Source organism: Streptomyces sp. NPDC000348 (genome assembly GCF_042898795.1).
Lineage (GTDB): Bacteria > Actinomycetota > Actinomycetes > Streptomycetales > Streptomycetaceae > Streptomyces.
The window spans coordinates 35,401-54,219 of sequence record NZ_JBIAZD010000007.1; the positions used below are offsets into that span (position 1 = coordinate 35,401).

At 74.8% G+C, this 18,819-nt stretch carries 14 protein-coding genes and 1 pseudogene; 6 read left to right on the plus strand and 9 right to left on the minus strand.

The features are described 5' to 3' along the window. The first annotated feature begins 83 nt into the window (after positions 1-83). A complete protein-coding gene (locus ACFY3N_RS15775; RefSeq protein WP_390817241.1) occupies positions 84-1,001 on the plus strand; it encodes a DUF1918 domain-containing protein in 918 nt (305 codons plus the stop codon). Positions 1,002-1,108: 107 nt separating this feature from the next. Here the strand turns inward: ACFY3N_RS15775 and ACFY3N_RS15780 are convergent, their stop codons facing one another. Both ACFY3N_RS15780 and ACFY3N_RS15785 read right to left on the minus strand, forming a co-directional pair. Beyond that, positions 1,109-1,786: a CBS domain-containing protein gene (locus ACFY3N_RS15780; protein WP_390817242.1), complete on the minus strand. Its 678-nt coding sequence runs from the start codon at positions 1,784-1,786 to the stop codon at positions 1,109-1,111. 23 nt (positions 1,787-1,809) lie between these two features. After that, positions 1,810-2,058 (minus strand): hypothetical protein, encoded by a 249-nt coding sequence (locus tag ACFY3N_RS15785; protein WP_390817243.1) that lies wholly within the window; start codon positions 2,056-2,058, stop codon positions 1,810-1,812. A 211-nt stretch (positions 2,059-2,269) separates the two neighbouring features. On the opposite strand from ACFY3N_RS15785, the gene ACFY3N_RS15790 reads away from it, so the two are divergent. From ACFY3N_RS15790 to ACFY3N_RS15800, 3 genes are all read left to right on the plus strand, one after another. Next, complete coding sequence (locus ACFY3N_RS15790) at positions 2,270-3,193, plus strand: universal stress protein (RefSeq protein WP_390817244.1); 924 nt, start codon at positions 2,270-2,272, stop codon at positions 3,191-3,193. A gap of 58 nt (positions 3,194-3,251) precedes the next feature. Beyond that, positions 3,252-5,651 (plus strand): glycoside hydrolase family 65 protein, encoded by a 2,400-nt coding sequence (locus ACFY3N_RS15795; protein ID WP_390817245.1) that lies wholly within the window; start codon positions 3,252-3,254, stop codon positions 5,649-5,651. 150 nt (positions 5,652-5,801) lie between these two features. Continuing rightward, positions 5,802-8,495, plus strand: a complete 2,694-nt coding sequence (locus ACFY3N_RS15800; protein WP_390817246.1) for a cation-translocating P-type ATPase — start codon at positions 5,802-5,804, stop codon at positions 8,493-8,495. Positions 8,496-8,586: 91 nt separating this feature from the next. Here the strand turns inward: ACFY3N_RS15800 and ACFY3N_RS15805 are convergent, their stop codons facing one another. The 6 genes and pseudogenes from ACFY3N_RS15805 to ACFY3N_RS15830 form a co-directional block, all read right to left on the minus strand. Then, positions 8,587-9,759, minus strand: coding sequence for a nitrate/nitrite transporter (locus ACFY3N_RS15805; protein ID WP_390817512.1), 1,173 nt, complete (start codon positions 9,757-9,759; stop codon positions 8,587-8,589). A 256-nt stretch (positions 9,760-10,015) separates the two neighbouring features. Then, positions 10,016-12,691, minus strand: coding sequence for a formate dehydrogenase subunit alpha (gene fdhF / locus ACFY3N_RS15810; RefSeq protein WP_390817247.1), 2,676 nt, complete (start codon positions 12,689-12,691; stop codon positions 10,016-10,018). Positions 12,692-12,699: 8 nt separating this feature from the next. Next, entirely contained in the window at positions 12,700-14,385 is a 1,686-nt protein-coding gene (locus ACFY3N_RS15815) for an NAD(P)H-dependent oxidoreductase subunit E (protein WP_390817248.1), read from the minus strand. A gap of 249 nt (positions 14,386-14,634) precedes the next feature. Next, a complete protein-coding gene (locus ACFY3N_RS15820) occupies positions 14,635-15,213 on the minus strand; it encodes an NAD(P)H-dependent oxidoreductase (protein ID WP_390817249.1) in 579 nt (192 codons plus the stop codon). 195 nt (positions 15,214-15,408) lie between these two features. After that, positions 15,409-15,885, minus strand: a complete 477-nt coding sequence (locus ACFY3N_RS15825) for a (2Fe-2S)-binding protein (protein WP_390817250.1) — start codon at positions 15,883-15,885, stop codon at positions 15,409-15,411. Positions 15,886-15,912: 27 nt separating this feature from the next. Next, positions 15,913-16,371: pseudogene (locus ACFY3N_RS15830) on the minus strand (molybdopterin cofactor-binding domain-containing protein); the annotation flags it as partial. Between the two features lie 197 nt (positions 16,372-16,568). On the opposite strand from ACFY3N_RS15830, the gene ACFY3N_RS15835 reads away from it, so the two are divergent. After that, positions 16,569-16,775: a hypothetical protein gene (locus ACFY3N_RS15835; protein WP_390817251.1), complete on the plus strand. Its 207-nt coding sequence runs from the start codon at positions 16,569-16,571 to the stop codon at positions 16,773-16,775. A gap of 294 nt (positions 16,776-17,069) precedes the next feature. Here the strand turns inward: ACFY3N_RS15835 and ACFY3N_RS15840 are convergent, their stop codons facing one another. Next, the gene (locus tag ACFY3N_RS15840) at positions 17,070-17,450 is read right to left on the minus strand and encodes an ATP-binding protein (RefSeq protein ID WP_390817252.1); all 381 of its coding nucleotides are present in this window, start codon (positions 17,448-17,450) and stop codon (positions 17,070-17,072) included. 477 nt (positions 17,451-17,927) lie between these two features. Here ACFY3N_RS15840 and ACFY3N_RS15845 point away from each other — a divergent pair, with 477 nt between their 5' ends. After that, the gene (locus tag ACFY3N_RS15845; protein WP_390817253.1) at positions 17,928-18,803 is read left to right on the plus strand and encodes a helix-turn-helix domain-containing protein; all 876 of its coding nucleotides are present in this window, start codon (positions 17,928-17,930) and stop codon (positions 18,801-18,803) included. Positions 18,804-18,819 lie beyond the last annotated feature (16 nt).

The window sequence follows — 18,819 nt, forward strand, 5'->3', positions numbered from 1 at the left end:
GACACGGGCCGGGCGTGCCGTGCGGCGGTGTGCCGCGCGTGGCACGTTGGACACAGCACCATTCTGAGGAGAGGGCGGCGATCATGCGAGCTCACCTCGGCGACCACCTCGTCGTCGAAAGCCCGGCGACCGGCGCCACCAGGCGCGACGGCGAGATCGTCGGACTCCACCACGAGGACGGAACGCCCCCCTACGACGTGCGCTGGTCGGACACGGACGAAGTGACGCTGGTCTTCCCCGGGCCCGACGCGCACGTCCGGCACACGGAGCACGGGCGGCCCGGGGCCATCCGCGGGTCCTCCCCGCCGGACACGGGCGGGGCCGTGTCCGCGGCCGCTCCGCCGCCCGGGACACCCAATCCCGGCGACATCGGCCGGCGCGTGGCCGTCGAGCGCCGAAGGCACGGGCTCAGCCGGGAGGAGACGGCCCGCCGGGCCCGTATCTCGCCGGACTACCTGGCGTACCTGGAGGAACAGCCGGCCGACCCGACGGTGGCGACCCTCCTCGGCCTGGCCGCCGCGCTGGGCACCACCGTCACGGCCCTGCGCGGGGCAGGGGTCGACCTGCCTCCCGGCCAGGGGCGCGCGTTGCTGCGTCCGCGGCTGCGGGACCTCGGTCCGCAGGAGTGCCGCCGCCTGCTGTCCACCCACGGAGTGGGGCGCGTCGCCGTCTCGGCGCCCGACGGCCGCCCCGCGGTCGTCCCGGTCAACTACGAGGTCGTGGAGGACGCGATCGTCTTCCGGACCGCGCCCGACTCCCTGCCCGCGGCCGCCGTCGGAACGGAGGTCGCCTTCGAGGTCGACCACGTGGACGAGGCGATGAGCCGGGGCTGGAGTGTGCTCGCGGTCGGCCCCGCGGGCGTCGTCACGGAGCCCGCCGTCGTGCGGGGGCTCGTCCGGCGCGCGCACACCGGGCCGTGGGCGGGCGGTGCGCGCGAGATGTGGGTGTCGATCCGGCCCACGAGCCTCACCGGCCGGCGCATCACCCCGGCCGATCAGTAGGTGCCCGCGGGGCGCCGGCGAGCGGGCGGCGGCCCCGCTGCGAGCCGCCGCCGCGCCCCCGTCCGTCCGGGGGACCGCAGCCCGCCGGCGGCCGGCCCCGCGCACGGTCACCGAGTCGTTTCCGGCCCGTCCCGGCCGGCCGGCGCGCCGGTGAGCCGTGGTTCGACGTCCACGACGCCCTCCACGGCGCGCACGAGGCGTACGGCGACCGAGATGAGCGAGGTGTCGTGGATGTGCCCGCGCAGGGTGACGACTCCCTCGTGGACGTTCACATGGATGGCGTGGCTGAAGGCCGGGAAGAGGTAGGACACCACGGTGCGGCGGACCTCCTCCTCGATCTCCTCGTCCGGCCGCAGGAAGACCTTCAGCAGGTCGGCGCGGCTGACCAGGCCCTGGAGCATGCCGATGTCGTCGACCACGGGCAGCCGCTTGACGTGCCGGACGGCCATGATCCTCGCCGCCTGGGCCAGGGTGGCGTCGGGGTGGACCGTGATCGCGGGAGTGCTCATGAGCTCGCCCGCCGTCACCGCCCCGGCCTTGGCGATGTCGGACAGGCGCCGGCGCTGCTCGAGGAGGCCCGGGTCGTTGTCGCGGAACTCCTCCTTGGGCAGCAGGTCGGCCTCGGAGAGGACGCCGATGACACGCCCTTCTCCCTCCAGGACCGGCATCGCGCTGACCTTCCACTGCTCCATGGTCTGCACGATCTCCTTGAAGGGCGCGTCGCGTCCGACGGCCACGACCGTCTGGGTCATCACATCGCTGACGATGTGCGGGGTCTCAGGCACCGCGATCCTCCTCGTCTCGTCCGTCAGGGCACCTCGCCGGCCCCTCGGGGCGCGTACAGGCCGGGCAACCGCACCCGGGCGGCCCCGAGCCGGCCCGCCATGACGGCGGCGGCGTGGGCCGGCACCGGGTCGTTCCCGCACGGCGCGCGGACCGCGGCCGCGTCGTACCCGTGGCGCTCGCCGGCCGCGAACGGCACCCCATGAGCGAGGGGCATGAGCCGTTCGCGCTGTTCCCCGGTCAGGACGCCGAGGACGCCGCTCCTGGCAACCACGATCGCCTTCCCTTCACCGGGATCCCGAAGCGGAAGCGGGTTCGTACCGGGCCGACGCGGCGGCCGTGGCGGCGGCGCGAGGAAGGCGGCCCCGTTTTCCCTCCGGCCGTATGACTCCACGATCGCCGCAAATCGGCGCGGTGCAACCCGGGCCGGGCCCCTTCCGCGAGCCGGTCCCTGTGTCGCGACGGAACCCGTGCGGTGCGACGGTATGGACAGGGCTTCGATGCAGTGGCCGGGCAGGAAGGTGGTGGTGACCGTGGAGCTCCCGCTGGTCGTGGGGGTCGACGGATCGGATTCCGGCCTGGAGGCCGTGGACTGGGCGGTGGACGAGGCCGCGCGCCTCGGGCTGCCCCTGCGGCTCCTCCACGCCTCCTTGTGGGAGCGGTACGAGGGAACCCTCCCGTCCTTCGGCGCCGACCGTCCGGCCGAAGAGGTCATGGCCGAGCACATCGCGGCGTCCTGCGCGGAACGTGCCCGGCTGCGCAACCCGGAGGTGAAGGTGTCGGGCGACGTGCTGCCCGACGACGCCGTGTCCGCGCTCCTGCACGCGGCCCATGAATCCTCCGTTCTGGTCACGGGCTCCCGCGGCCGCGGGGGGATCGCGGGGATCCTGCTGGGGTCGGTGAGCCTGGAGGTGGCCGGCCGTGCCGTGTGCCCGGTGGTCGTGGTCCGCGGCGGGGAGCGGAACCGGCGGGGCTCCTTCGGCCGGGTGGTGGTCGGCCTCGGCGACTCCACGGAGGGCTCGGCCGCCGTGCGGTTCGCCTTCCGCGAGGCGGAGGCGCGCGGCTGCGGCCTGTACGCCGTACGGGCCTGGCGCCGCCCCGCCCACGAGCACGTGGACCATCCGCTGATCGCGGACGACGCCGCCGGCGCCCGGGAGGAGCACGCCTTCGCCCTCCTCACCGACGCGCTGCACGACGCCGTACGGAGTCACCCGGAGGTCGACGTGGACCGGCGGGCGGTCGAAGGCCCCGCCCACAAGGTCCTGCTGGACGCCTCCTCCGACGCCGACCTGGTGGTCGTGGGGGCGCGGAGGCGCCACGGCCACGTCGGCCTGCAGCTCGGCAGGGTGGCGCACGTCCTGCTGCACCACGCCGAGTGCCCGGTGGCCGTCGTCCCGCAACGGGCCTGACCCGACGCGCGTCCCGTGCTCCTGCGCATCCGGTGGAGGGAGAAGGAGAGGGCGGCGGATGTCGGAGTGGATCTGGGAGTACGAGGGGTACGACCCGGCCGGCGAGCGGCTGCGCGAGTCGTTGTGCACGCTCGGCAACGGCTGCTTCGCCACCCGTGGCGCCGTACCCGAGAGCAGGGCGGGCCTGGTCCACTACCCGGCCACCTACGCGGCCGGCGTCTACAACCGCCTGGAGTCGGCCGTGGCGGGTCGGCGGGTGGTGAACGAAGACCTGGTGAACCTCCCGAACTGGCTGCTCCTGCGGTTCCGGCTGCGCTTCGCCGACGGGTCGGCGGGGCCGTGGGTCTCTCCCGACACGCTCCGGCCGCTCGACCACCGGCACCGTCTGGACCTGCGTCGGGCCGTCCTGACGCGCAGGTTCCGGTTCCGGGACGAGGAGGCGGGCGTGCTGGACGTGGAGCAGATCCGGCTGGTGCACATGGCGGATCCCCACCTGGCCGCGCTGCGGACCGTCGTCACGGCCGAGGAGTGGTCCGGGGAGCTCGAGGTGGAGTCCGTCCTCGACGGCGACGTGACCAACGGCAACGTGCACCGTTACCGTTCCCTCAGCCGGCGCCACCTGGCCGGTGTGCGGACCGGCGCGTCCGCGGCCGACGTGACGTGGCTGAGCTGCCGCACCAGCACCTCCGACATCGGTATCGGCATGGCGGCCCGCACGGTCGCCGCCGGGCAGCCGCCCACGGCGTCGGAGCTCCGCCCGTCCCACCGCCGTGCCGTGCACCGGCTGGTGGTACCGGTCGCTCCAGGCCGGCCCGCCGTCGTGGACAAGACGGTGGCCCTGCACACCTCCCGGGACCGGGCGATCAGCGACCCGCTCGGCGCGGCGCTCGACCGGGTGGCCGCGGCCGCGGACTTCCCGGCGCTCGTGGACTCCCACACCGCCGCCTGGGCACGCCTGTGGCGGGGCGCGGACATCCAGGTGCCCGGGGAGGCGGGACGCGTCCTGCGCCTGCACCTGTTCCACGTGCTGCAGACGCTGTCGCCGCACACCGCGGACCTGGACGTGGGGGTGCCGGCCCGGGGGCTGCACGGCGAGGCGTACCGGGGCCACGTCTTCTGGGACGAGCTGTTCGTGCTGCCGTACCTGAACCTGCACTTCCCGGAGGTCTCGCGGGCCCTGCTCGACTACCGTCACCGGCGTCTGCCGCAGGCCTGCCGCGCGGCCCGCGCGGCGGGCCGGGCCGGGGCGATGTACCCGTGGCAGTCCGGCAGCGACGGCCGGGAGGAGACCCAGCAGCTGCACCTCAACCCCCGTTCGGGCCGGTGGCTGCCGGACCACTCCCGGCTCCAGCACCACGTCGGCTCGGCGATCGCCTACAACGTGTGGCAGTACTGCGAGGCGACCGGGGACACCGAGTACCTGCACACCAAGGGCGCGGAGATGCTGCTGCAGATCGCCCGCTTCTGGGCGGACAGCGCGCAGTCCGCCCCCGGCACCGGCCGGTACCGCATCCGGGGCGTGGTCGGCCCCGACGAGTACCACGACCGCTACCCCGGCGCGGCCCGGCCGGGCCTGGACGACAACGCGTACACCAACGTCACCGCCGCCTGGGTCCTCGGCCGGGCCCTGGAGCTGGTGCGGCGCCTGCCGGCATGGCGCCGGCAGGAGCTGTTCGAGCGCATCGGGCTGGACGGCGGCGAACTCCCGAAGTGGGAAGAGGTCTCCCGGCGGCTGCGGGTGCCGTTCCACCGGGGCGTCATCAGCCAGTTCGACGGCTACGGCGACCTCGCCGAGCTGGACTGGGACGCCTACCGCACCCGCTACCACGGCATCCGGCGGCTGGACCGCATCCTCGAGGCCGAGGGCGACTCCGTCAACCGCTACCAGGCCTCCAAGCAGGCCGACGTCCTGATGCTCGGCCACCTCTTCTCGTCCGCCGAGCTGCGGGCCCTGTTCCACCGTCTCGGGTACGACGTGGACGACGAGGTCTGGCGCAGGACCGTCGACTACTACCTGCGGCGCACCAGCCACGGCTCCACCCTCAGCGGACTCGTCCACGGCCTCGTCCTCGCCCGGGCCAGACGGGCCGAGGCGTGGAGTTACGTCCAGGAGGCCCTGGAGGCGGACATCGCCGACATCCAGGGCGGCACGACCGGCGAGGGCATCCACCTCGGCGCCATGGCCGGGACCCTGGACCTGGTGCAACGCGGCCTGACGGGACTGGAGACGCGTGAGGACGCCCTCTTCCTGGACCCGGTGCCCCTCCCCGCACTGTCGGAGTACGGGTTCTCCGTGCGCTACCGCGGCCACTGGGGGGTCGGCATACGGCGCCGCAGCGGACAGCTGGAGATCCGGGTGCCCGACTCGGAGGAGTCACCGATCCGCGTGGTGCTGGCCGATCGGGCCGTGACCATCGCGCCGGGGGAGACCTGCACGCTCGTGCTGCCGGAGGACTGATCCGTCGTGCCCGGGGCGTTCGCCCTCCCGCCCGGATCACCCACTCCGACGAGTGGTCCGTCGTCGCCGGCCGGCGCCGGCGGTGGCACCCTGACAGCGAGTGCCGGTATCCGGGGAAGCGGTCCCCCCCGCACGACGGGAGTTCGGTGAATGGCACACAGTGAACGGGCCGGTCCCGACGCCGTCGCCCCGGCACGCCCCGGCGCACCCCGTACGGCATCGTCCGCGTCCTCCGCGGCGGGTCTGTCGTCGGCCGAGGCCGCGCGCCGGCTGGCGCGTCACGGGCCCAACGCGATCCCGGAGGAGCCGCGCACCCCCGTGTGGCGGCGGGTGCTGCAGCAGCTGCGCGACCCGCTGATCCTGGTGCTGCTGGTGGCCGCCGTCCTGACGATCGCCACCGGTGACCTCTCCGACGCCGCCGTGATCCTGCTCGTCATCACGGTGAACACCACGGTCGGCGTCGTCCAGGAGGTACGGGCCGAACAGGCGGTGACGGCCCTGTCCGCCCTGAGCGCTCCCACCGCCAGAGTCGTACGGGACGGCGAGGAGCGCTCCCTCCCGGCCGCCGGGGTGGTGCCCGGTGATCTGGTCCTGGTGGCCGAGGGCGACATCGTGCCCGCCGACGGGGACGTGCTGTCCGCGGCCTCGCTGCTGGCGGACGAGTCCTCGCTGACCGGCGAGTCCGTTCCGGTGGAGAAGGCGCCCGGCGGCGACCCCGCGCACGGCACGGTGGCGGCGGGCACGGTCGTCGTCCGCGGCCGCGGACGCGTCGTGATCACCGCCACGGGAGCCGGCAGTGCGCTCGGCCGGATCGCGGCCCTGATGGGTGCTGCCCCCGGTCCGACCCCGCTGCAGCGCCGGCTGGCGGGGTTCGGGCGGGTCCTGGCGGTCGTCGTCATGGCACTGTGCGCCCTGGTCCTGGCTCTCGGACTGGTGCGGGGACAGCCCGTGGAACTGATGGTCGTGGCGGCGATCAGCCTCGCGGTGGCCGCCGTGCCGGAGTCCCTGCCCGCCGTCGTCACCCTCGCCCTCGCCCTGGGAGCACGGCGGATGGCGGACCGCAGCGCCATCGTCCGCAGGCTGCCCGCGGTGGAGACGCTGGGCTCCGTCACGGTGATCGCCACCGACAAGACCGGCACCCTGACCGAGGGCCGGATGTCCGCCGAACGGCTGTGGACGCCCCGCGGAGAGGCCACGGTCCTGGGCACCGGCTACGATCCCCGGGGCCGGGTCGTCCGGGACGGGCGGACGGTCACGGCCGACGACGCACCCGACCTGGCGGCGCTGCTGCGCGGCGCGATGCTGTGCAACGACGCGGCGCTGGAGCCCGCGCCGGACGGCTCCGCGGAGTGGCGCGCGCTGGGGGACCCGACCGAGGCCGCGCTGCTCGCGGCAGGGGCCCGGCTCGGGCTGGACCGGGCGGCGCTGGAGCGCGAACTGCCGCGCCTGGAGGAGATCCCGTTCGACAGCGGCCGCAAGCGCATGACGACCGTCCACCGCCGGCCGGACGGAGGGGTGCGGATCGTGTGCAAGGGGGCGCCGGAGGCCCTGCTCCGGCCGCGCGTCCTGGCCGAGGATCCGGAACCGCTCACCCGGGCGGCGGCCCGGGCGGAGGCACTGGCGCGCGACGGATACCGGGTGCTCGCCGTCGCGTCGGCCGACCACGACGGGCCGCCGGAACCCCCCGGGGCATGGGAGTCGGGTCTGTCGCTCCTCGGCCTCGTCGGCATCCTGGACCCGCCCCGCAGCACGTCCGGGCCGACGATCGCCGCCTGCAGGCGCGCCGGCATCGTCCCCGTGCTCATCACCGGCGACCATCCGCTGACCGCGCGGGTCGTGGCCGAGCGCCTGGGCATCGCCTCCCGGGAGGAGGAGGTCACCACCGGGCAGCGGATCAGGGAGGGTTCGGCGGGCGGGCTGACCGGCGCACGCGTCTACGCCCGGACCACTCCCGAACAGAAGCTGGACATCGTCGAGGCGTGGCGCGGGGCCGGCCAGGTGGTGGCGATGACGGGGGACGGTGTCAACGACGGCCCGGCCCTGCGCAGCGCCGACATCGGCGTCGCCATGGGGCGGCGCGGCACCGAAGTGGCCCGTCAGGCGGCCGACCTGGTGCTGGCCGACGACAATCCGGCCACCATCGTGTCGGCCGTCGAGGAGGGGCGCCGGGTCTACGCCAATGTGCGCCGCTTCCTGCTCTACGGGCTCGCCGGAGGCATGGCGGAGGTCCTGGTCATGCTCCTGGGGCCTTTTCTGGGGATGCCGCTGCCCCTGCTGCCCGCACAGATCCTGTGGATCAACCTGCTCACGCACGGCCTGCCCGGTGTCGCGCTCGGCGCGGAGCCCGTCGCCCCGGACGCGATGCGCCGTCCGCCCCGGCCCCCCGAGGAGAGCGTGCTGGGTGCCGGTCTGTGGCCGCGCGTCCTGCTCATGGGCGCCTTCGTCGCCACCGTGACCCTGGTGGCCGGCGTGTGGGCCAGGGAGACGGGACGCCCCTGGCAGTCCATGGTCTTCCTGGTCCTCGGCGCGACCCAGCTGGGCGTCGCCCTCGGCTCCCGGGTTCGTCCGGGAAGTCTGGCCAACCCGTTCCTGCTGGTCGCCGTGGGCCTGGCGCTGGGCCTCCAGGTGGCCGGCGTGTATCTGCCCCCTCTCCGGGACCTGCTGGGCACGGAGCCGCTGTCGCCCGGGGACCTGGCGATCGCCTGCGCGTTGTCCGGTCTCGGTCATGTGGTCATGCGTGCGCAGGCACGGCTGTGGCCGGAGCGGCCGCGCGCCGCCTCGGCGGGAGGCGGCGGTCCGGACGGCCGGCGCCCCCGGCCCGCCCGGACGGAACGGCCCGGCTGAGCCCGGCCTCCCCGCCCTGCCGTCGCGGGCCGGGGCCGCGGCCCGCGCGCGGCCGGTTCTCCGGCGGCCTCCCGGGCGCCGGCGCAGGGTGTCAGGCGCCTCGTCCGCGTCCGTCCGGGCGCATGGCGCGGCGCCGGACCGCGGTCGCGGTGAAGGCACAGGTGGCGGCGGCGGTGAGGGCCAGGAGCAGGTATCCCCAGGTGTAGTCGTCGGCGACGCTGTACACCGCGCCCATGACCAGGGGCGGGAAGAAGCCGCCCAGTCCGCCGGCGGCGCCGACGACGCCGGTGACCGATCCCACCCGGTCGGCGGGGACGAGGCGGGCGACGAGGGCGAACACGGCGCCCGATCCGGTTCCCAGGGCCGCGGCCAGGCCGAGGAAGGCCAGGGTGCCGACCGGGACCAGGGCGGGTTCCAGGGAGGCGAGGAGGGCGAGCGCGGCGATGGCCGCGTACGCCCAGACGAGCACGGGGACCGGGTGCAGCCGGTCGGAGAGCCAGCCGCCCACCGGGCGCGCGGCGACCGCGAGGACGACGAAGCCGGCGGTGCGCAGGGAGGCGTCGGAGCGGCCGAGACCGTAGGCGGTGGTGAGATAGGTGGGCAGGTAGACGCTGAAGGCGACGAACCCTCCGAAGGCCACGGCGTAGAGGAGGGCCAGGTGCCAGGCGACGGGCATCCGCAGGGCGGCGGTGGTGCGCGCGAGCAGTGAACCGGCCGGGACGGCGCGTTCCGGCCGGTCGCGCAGGAGGAAGTGCGCGGTGACGGCGTAGCCGGCCAGGACGACGGCGACGAGGGTGAAGGGAAAGCTCCGGTCGACGGCGTCGGCCAGTTGCACGGTGGTGAACGCCGAGACGGCGGTGCCGCCCGTGCCGATGCCGAAGACGCCGAGGGCCAGGCCGCGCCGTTCGGGCGGGTACCAGGCGTTGACGAACGGGACGCCGACGGCGAACGTGGTGCCGCCCAGCCCGAGGAAGAAGCCGCCGACGAGGAACTCGGCCAGGGAGTCCGCCAGATGCCCCAGGTACAGCACGGGCAGCACGGTCAGGGCGGTGACGAGGGGGAACATCCGGCGGGCGCCGACGCGGTCGGTCAGCGCTCCGACCGGGATCCGGCCGAGCGAGCCGACGATCACCGGCACGGCCACCACCAGTGACTGCTCGAACGAGCTGAGGCCCAGGTCGTCACGGAGCGTCGGGCCGAGCGGTCCCAGCAGGGCCCACGCCCAGAAGCCGGCCGTGAACCCGGCCGTGGCCAGCGCCAGCATGCGCGTCGGCTGCGAGGGCCGGCTCACCGGCTCTCCACCCCTTCGGACACCGGCGGCACACGGAATCGGGTTAGGCCCAGGCCCGGGGCCGTGGAGCCCCTCGCCCTCCCGTACGCGGTGCGGCCGCACGCGCGGCCTCGGGGCACTCTGCTTCTCCAGGCCGGTAAGTATGTGTGCATAAGGGATATTCTGCGGTGCGGGTGCCCCTCGGGCCCGTCCAAGGCGGCGAGGGCCGGGCCGTCCCCGTCCGTCTCCCTCACGACGCGGTCACGCGGACCGCCGTGACCTTGTACTCGGGACAGGACGTGACGGTGTCCGCGACGTCCGAGGTGAGGCGGTTCACCCCGCTCGCGGGGAAGTGGAAGGAGCAGAAGACCTGCCCGGGGGCCGTCTGCTCACTGACGCGGACGACGAGCCGGGCCCGGCCGTGCCGGCTCTCCACGGTGACGCCCCGGCCGTCCCGCAGGCCGTACCGGCCGGCGTCGTCGGGGTGGAGGTCCAGGAAGTCGACCGGATCGAGCGCCAGGTTGCCGCCGCGCCGCGTCATGCTTCCGGAGTTGTAGTGCGCCCAGCGCCGCCCGGTGACCAGGACCAGCGGATAGTCGTCGTCGGGACGTTCGCCGGGCGGGAGGTAGGGGGCGGCCGCCAGGTGGGCCCGCCCGTCCGGTGTGGCGAAGCGCTCCGTGTACAGCTTGGCCTCCCCGGGGCGGTGGGGGGCGCGGCAGGGCCACGGCACGGAGCCCTCCCGGTCCAGGCGCTCGTGGGAGAGCCCGGCGAAGACGGGCGCGAGCCGGCCGCATTCGGCGAGGGCGTCGGCGGGAGTCGGGCAGCCCAGGCCGGCCCCCATGGCCTCGGCGACGGCCCGAACGATGTCGAAGTCGGTGCGGGCCCCTCCCGGCGGGGGTACGGCGGGGCGGACGCGCTGGAACCGGCGGTCGAAGTTGACGAAGGTGCCGTCCTTCTCCAGCCAGGACGCGACCGGCAGGACGACATCGGCGTGCCGGGCGGTCTCGGACAGGAACAGCTCGTTGCAGACCACGAGCGGACAGGCGTCCAGGGCCCGGGCCACCTGGTCGGCGTCGGGATCGGTGGCGCGGACGTCCTCACCGATGACCCACAGCGCCCGCAGGTCCCCGGCCCGTGCGGCGGCGAACATGTCCGGGATCCGCAGCCCCGGCCGCGGGGGGACCGGTACGCTCCAGACGTCCTCGGCCCGCGAGCGGACGGCGGCGTCGGTGACCCTGCCGTACCCGGGCAGGAGGTCCGGCAGGGCGCCCATGTCGGAGGCGCCCTGGACGTTGTTCTGACCGCGCAGCGGGGTGACCCCGTAGCCGCGGTCGGTGCCCACGGCGCCGCGCAGGATCGCCAGGTTGGCCAGGGACCGCACCCCGTCGGTGCCGTGGAGGTGTTCGGTCACGCCCAGGCCGTAGACGACGGCCGGCCGCTCGGCTCCGCCGTAGAGACGGGCGGCGGCGACCAGGTCCGCGGCCGGCACCCCGGTGAGGTCCGCGACCCGGTCGGGCGGGTAGTCGGCCAGCAGCCCGGTGAGCTCCGGCAGTCCGGTGGCACGCTCGCGCAGGAACTCCTCGTCGGTCAGCCCCTCGGCGAGCAGGACGTGGGCGAGCCCGTGGAAGAGCGCCACGTTGGTGCCGGGACGCGGCCGCAGGTGCACGTCGGCGTGCAGGGCGAGGCCCACGGCGCGTGGATCGGCGACGACCAGCCGGGCCCCGTGGAGGACCTGCCTCAGCAGGCGTGCCCCGACCACCGGGTGGGCCTCTACGGGATTGGCCCCGACCACCAGCAGGCAGTCGGCCCGCTCCACGCCGTCGAAGGTGTCGGTGCCGCCGGAGAGCCCGAAGGCGGCGGTGAGGCCGGCGGCGGAGGGGGAGTGGCAGAGGCGGGAGCAGTTGTCGACGTTGTTGGTTCCGACGACGACCCGCATGAACTTCTGTACGAGGTAGTTCTCCTCGTTGGTGGCGCGGGCCGAGGAGATCGCCGCCACGGCGTCCGGGCCGCCGGCCTCGACGGCGGCCCGCAGGCCCCGCGCGACATGGGCCAGCGCCTCGTCCCAGCCGACCGGCTCCAGCACGCCGTCGCGGCGCAGCAGCGGCCGGGTGAGCCGCTCCGGGGAGGTGCGGAACCCGTGGGAGAAGCGGCCCTTCACGCACGCGTGGCCGCGATTGACCGGGCCGTCCCGGGCGGGCAGCACCGCGGTGACCTCACCGTCCCGCGTGACCACGTCGAGGGCGCAGCCCACGCCGCAGTAGCCGCACGTGGTGCGCGTGAGGGCCTCGGCCGGGTGGAACGCCGAGGTGAGTCCCCGCGCCGGTCCGGGCTGGCTGATCGCCCCCGTGGGGCAGGTGTCCACGCAGCCGCCGCAGGCCACGCAGTCCGACTCGGCCCAGGGTCCGCCGGTGCCCGGGGCCACGACCGTGTCACCGCCCCGGCCGACCAGGGTGAGCGCGAAGGTGCCCTGCACCTCGGAGCACATCCGTACGCACCGGCCGCAGGCGATGCACAGGTCACGGTCCAGGTGGACGTACGGGTGGGAGTCGTCCGCGCCCCGGCCTCCGGCACCCCGGGCCGCTTCGGGGCCGATGCCCGTCGACCGGCAGACACGGGCCAGTTCGCCGGGAGCGCCGTCGGCGAGGGCCCGGGGCGGCAGCGCGGAGACGATGACCTCCACCGCGTCCCGGCGCAGCCGCACGACGTCGTCGCTCCCGGTGTCCACGCGCATGCCGGGGGAGGCCGGAGTGACACAGGCCGCCACGATGCGCCCCTCGGCCCTCACGAGACACGTACGGCACGACCCGGCGGGAGCGAGCCGGTCGTCGGAGCAGAGCGCGGGCAACTCGATCCCGGCCGCCCGCACCGCCGTGAGCAGGGACGATTCCTCGGGGACCGCGACGTCGACGCCATCGGCCTCGATCATGAACCCGTTCATGGCCCCCATCCCGCCGGCCGGCCCCCGTAGGCGCGGACAAGACTGCGCACGGCGGGCGGGATCCGCCGCCCGAAGGCACACAGGCTCCCCTCGGAGAGGACCCGCGACAGCCGCTCCCACTCCTGATCCGGTGGGGCGCCGGCGGACGCCCACTCCAGACCGCGGCGCGAGCCGACGCGGCAGGGCGAGCACGCGCCGCAGCTCTCGGCCGCGGCGAACTCCCATACGTGACGCAGCACGTCCTCCGGCGTCACGCGTTCGTCGAAGGCGACGAGCCCGGCGTGCCCGAGGGCGGCGCCCCGGGCCGACAGCCCTGCCTCCGACAGCGGCACGTCCAGCGCGCCGGCGGCGAGGAAGCCGCCCAGCGGCCCGCCGACCTGGAGCGCCGTCAGGCCGGCGCCGTCCTTCAGACCGCCGCCCAGCTCGGTGACGATCCGCCGCACCGGCGTGCCGAGTTCGACCTCGTAGCAGCCCGGCCGGGCGAACCGCTCCGAGAGGCAGACCAGCTTGGTCCCCGTCTCGCCGGACGTACCGCGCCGGGCGTACGCCCGGCCGCCGCACCGGACGATCCAGGGGACGGCCGCCAGGGTCTCGACGTTGTTGACCACGGTCGGCGCGTCCCACAGGCCGTGTTCGGTCGGGTAGGGCGGGCGGGGCCGGGCGCAGCCGCGGCCGCCCTCCAGCCCCGCGATGAGCGCGGTCTCCTCACCGGCGACGTAGGAGCCGGCGCCCTCGACGACGTCGATGTCCAGGGAGGTGGCCGTCCCGTGCACCGACGGTCCGAGATGCCCGTCCGCGTACGCCCGGCGCACCGCTTCCCGGGTCCGTGCCAGAGCGGCCGGGTATTCGGAGCGCACCAGCACGAGGCCCCGGCGGGCCCCGCACGCGAAGCAGGCCAGGGCCAGACCCTCCAGGACGCGTCCCGGGTCGGCCTCCAGCAGCAGCCTGTCGGCGTACGAACCGGGATCGCCCTCGTCGCCGTTGGCGACCACCACGGTCCCGGGCGCGCGGCCCGCCGCCTCCCATTTCGCCGCCACGCGGAATCCGGCACCGCCACGCCCCCGGAGCCCGGACGCCGCCACCTCCCGGTGGACCTCTTCCGGGGTGCCGGACGACACCGTCCTCGGCCACACCCGCCACGCCGGCTCACCGGAGAGCACACCGCCCAGCAGGACCGGGTCACCGGTGTCGTCGGCCGCCGGGATCCTCGGCGCCCGCGGTGGCTCCCGCCCCGCGAGCTGGGCCGGCAGGGTCGCCCCGGTGCACGGTGTGTCGCCGTCGAGCGCCGCGGGCCCCGCGTAGCAGTAGCCCAGACAGCGGACGGTCTGCACCGACACGTCACCGCGCGGTGCGGCGGTGTCCGCGGCGACACCCAGCTCACGCTCCACCTCCGCGAGGTGCCCTCCGCCCCCTGCGGCGAAGCACGCCGTCGCGGCGCACACCCGCACATGACGGTCGCCGTGCGGGGCGGAGAGGTCCGCGTAGTAACTGGCGGGTCCCAGGGCCGCGGCGGCGGGCAGGCCGGCCCGGACGGCGACAGCCGGCGCCCAGCTCTCGGGGCCGTCCCGTGTCCCGGCCCGGGCCCCGGCCAACGACTCGATCAGCTCGTCCCCCGGCCGCCCGTGCCGGTCCGCCAGCGCCCGGAAGGCGTCGAAGGGGCGAGCGGGTCGGATGAACGCCATGCGTCCATCGTGCGGGAGGGAGCACGGGACCGCAGCCGGGGGACCGGCCCGGGCGGGCACCGGCGCCGAAATCCTGCCGGCGGGGGCCGGACCGCGGGGACCGGGGCCGCGGCCCGGACCGGCCGGCCGCTCACGACCGGGAGGCGGCGGGCCGCTGCGACCGGCATCGCCCACCACCCGGCCGCCCCGTTCCCCGGGCCGTGAGCTCGGGATCCCGTCCGGCGCAGGACGCTGCTCCGACGACGTTCCCTAGCGACCCGCGAGCCCCAGGCCGTGGACCTTCCTCAGCCACCGCTCCCGCCGTTTCCGGCTCGCCGACTGCATGGGGGCCAGGAGGGTGCGCCGGACCGGGCGGAATCCGCAGTGACGCAGGAAGGCCCGGCGCATGTTCCGCCAGAACAGGTCCTCGCGCGCCAGGAACGCCACGGCCTGCGGGGAGTTCTGCGTGTAGACCACCCGTGCGGAGCGTCCCTTCAGGAGCTTGCGGATGTACGGCGGCCGCTTCAGGTAGTCCACCCCGACCCCCGGCAGGAAGACCCGGTCGATGAATCCCTTCAGCAGCGCCGGGACGTGCCACCACCAGCAGGGGGTCACGATCACGAAGTGCTCGCACCAGCGGACGGCGTCCCGCGCCTCGACGAGATCGGGTTCCAGCGCCTGCGGGTGGGTGAAACCGCCGTGCAGGACCGGATCGAAGCGCATGTCCCTGACACGCAGCAGCCGCACCTCGTGCCCGCCCGCCCTGGCGCCCTCCACGTAGGCGTGCGCCAGGGCGGCGCAGTAGCTGCCGGCGTCCGGATGGCCGTCGATGACGAGAATGCGCCGCACCCTTGCTCCCGCTGAATGGAGGGCCCCCGCAAGGGGACGCCTACCACGCCCAGGGCCGCCCGCCCCGGGCGCGGGGTGAAGTCGTCCGTTCGGAGGCACGCGGACGTCGCCCGTACGCGTCGGCCGCCGGGTACGGGTGACGTCGGACCGGAACGCGTGCGCGGTGTCCCAGGACCGCAGGGCGCCGCCGTCCGGTCACATGTTCCCGGCGCCGGCCCTGATCGCTTCGCGGATACGGGGATAGGTGCCGCAGCGGCAGATGTTGCGGATGCCGTCCAGGTCGGCCTCGGTGATCGGGCGGCCTTCCTCCCCGACGCGGCGGACCAGGGCGACGGCGGCCATGATCTGGCCGGGCTGGCAGTAGCCGCACTGGGCCACGTCGTGGTCGAGCCACGCCTCCTGCATCGGGTGCAGGTCCGCGCCCACGGTGGCCGGGAGTCCCTCGATGGTGGTGACCTCGTCCGACGGCCGCAGGTCCTTCACGGGGATGGCGCAGGGGTTGGCCGCGTGGCCGTTGAGGTGGCTCGTGCAGGCTTTGCAGACGTTGATGCCGCAGCCGTACTTCGGCCCGGTGACGCCGAGGATGTCGCGAAGGACCCACAGCAGCCGTTCGTCGTCCGGGGCGTCGACGGTGACCTGTTCGCCGTTGAGGCGGAACGTGTGCTCGGGCACGGGAACTCCCTGTTGGTTCGGCGGACTTCAGCGGACGTGGTCCAGGCCGTCGGTGGGGGACGCCGGGACGGGCGGGACGGTGGGTTTGGGATCGAAGGAGAGGGTGCCGTGGTTGACGGGGAAGACCGTGGGCATGGTGCCGGTGGCGCGGCCGTACGCGCAGGCGACGGCGGCCATCGAGGCGGCGACGCCGAGTTCCCCGGCGCCGCCGGGTTCGCCGGTGGTGGGCGGCATGACGATGATCTTCAGCTCGGGTGGTGTGTTCCACTGCCGGGTGTAGAAGTAGTTGTCCCAGCTGGCCTCGAGGAAGTGGCCGTCGCGCAGGTGCAGGCTGGAGGTCAGGGCCAGGGCGATGCCGTCCATGAGGCAGCCCGTCATCTGCGCCTCCAGACCGCGCGGGTTGACGGCGAGGCCGACGTCCACCGCGATGACCGCCTTGGTGACGCGGGGGCCGGCGACACCGTCGCGGACGGGGCGGCCGACCGTCCGAAAGCCCCCAGGGCCCCGCTCGCGAACACCATCTTGCGCCTGCTGAGTCCGTCCATCGCTGCGAACTCCTCCTCGAGTTCTTCGGGGGTGTCGTCAGGGTTGGTACGATGAGACATGTAGCGCTTCCTTGTTTCATCAGGGGGGCACATGTGTGCCGTGAACGCCAGAGGCTTCACAGAATCGGGGAGGCGATCGTGGAACCCGTCAGGCCGGCGCTCATGAGCCCGCCCGGCGCTCCGTCCGTGCCGGAAAGCGTGTTCGCCGAGGCCGTCGGAGGTGCGGACCGGGACGACGAGGTGCCGGCGGGTCTGCTCGGCACCGCGTACGGGCAGTTCTGCCGTACGGGCGTCAAGTGCCCGGCCGCGCCGGTGCTCGGGCCGCCGCACTCATCCCACGTGTAGCGCCCCTCCTGTCCGGCCCCGGCCGCGGGGCGTGCGGACGTGCTCGACGAGCTTCACCCGGCGGTGCGTGTACGGGGCCACCGCGTCGAGGCGCGCGGGGTGCCGATGCCGGCGGACGAGGGCCTCGGGCCGCCCGGTTTCACCGGCCGTGCGGGGCTGCCGCGGCCGTCCGGGTGAGGGGACGACCGCGCGCCGGGGCGTACCGCGGTGGGCCGCCGCCCGTGCGGGGCGGCAGGCCGGGGCGGACCGCTCGGGCCGGGTGGAGGGCTGCGGGGAGACCGCCGCCCGGCGCGGTCACCGCCCCGCGGCGGAACCCCGGGCGCCCGGGGGCGTGGCCGGGGCGGCCCGCGGCCTTGTGGTCAGTTCGGCCCAGACGACGCGTCCGTCCCGGCCCGGGGTGCGGGTGACCGCCCAGTCGCAGCTCAGCGCGTCGACCAGGAGCAGCCCGCGTCCGTTCTGGTCGTCGGGGCCGGGCCTGCGGAGCACGGGCAGTTCCAGGCCGCGGGCCTGGTCCTCGACCTCGATGCGGATCCGGTCGGCCCGTACGCGCAGCCGGCAGACGATCCGTTCGCCCGCCGCGTGGGTGAGCGCGTTGGTGAGGAGCTCCGAGGCCACGAGGACGGCGTTGTCGCACACCTCGTCGGCGACGCCCCGCGTGGTGAGCAGGTCCCGCACCCCGTTACGGGCGGTACGGACCGAGGCGGGCGTCGCCGGCAGGTCGAACGCGCGTGTCTCCGCACGGAGTCCGACCCCACGGAGCCCGGAGGCGAGACGGCCGGGGCCGTCCGGCTGGGGGAGTGGAGCCGCTGGCTCGCCTCCGGGCGGTCTGGGGGACGAGGGCTCGTTCCCGGCGTGGTGCAGCGGCCTGGTTAAGGGGAGCCGAGCCATCTCCGTGGGCCTTTCGTCTGCCTGCGCACCGGGGGTCCGTCCTGCACCGGCCGTGGTCAACCGGCCGGTCCGGTAGGGCCCTTCAGTGGGCCGGGGGACGGTGCGAACACTCTGGCACTCGTCAACGGCAGCTCGCAACCGGCAAGTTGAAAATTGCATTTGGCTGCGTGCATGCTGCTTCTGCCGACGAGTGATCGAACGTGTCCGTTCCGGACGATCGCATGAGACGGTGAGCCCGGAACACCCGATGTGAGGGGGCACGGCGTGACCGCGGAGACCGACTGGGGCGGTGCCCCCTCCGTCCTGCGCATGATCCTCGGCAGACAGCTCGAGGAGTTGCGCGGCCGGGCCGGCCTGACCTACGAGGAGGCGGGCGCCGCCATCGGGGTCAGCCACTCCACGATCCGCCGGATGGAGGCCGCCAAGGTCGCCCGGCTCAGACTCGCCGACGCCGAGAAGCTGCTCCGCGTCTACGGCGTGACCGACCAGCAGGAGATCGACACCTTCCTGAAGTCGGTCCGCGAGGCCAACAAACGGGGCTGGTGGCACACCTACCGCGATGTCATGCCGGACTGGTTCGCCGCCTACCTGAGCCTGGAACAGGCCGCCCTGCAGATCCGCGCCTACGAGAGCCAGTTCGTCCACGGGCTGCTGCAGACGGAGGCGTACGCCCGCGCCCTGCTGAGCGCCGGCAACCCGCACGCCCGGGCCGAGGCCACCGAGCGCCGCATCGCCCTGCGGATGCGCCGGCAGGAAGTGCTCAGGCGCGAGACGCCACCGCGGGTGTGGGTGGTGATGGACGAGACGGTGCTCCGCTGGCCGGTCGGGGGCCCGGACGTGATGCGGGCCCAGATCGACCACCTCGTCGAACTGAACCGCCTGCCGCAGGTGACCCTGCAGATCATGCCGTTCGCCAACGGCCCGCACCCGGCCATGCGCGCCGGGTCCTTCCAGCTCTTCCGCTTCCGGGCGCGTGAACTGCCCGACGTCGTCTACCTCAGCGGTCTGGTGGGCGCCGTCTACCTCGACAAGGGCGACGACGTCGTGGTGTACCGCGAGGCCCTCGACCGGGCCGGCGCCCAGGCGACGCCCAAGGCGAGGACCGAGGCCGTTCTCGACCGGATCCGCAAGGACCTCTGACCAGCGCCGCCCGCTT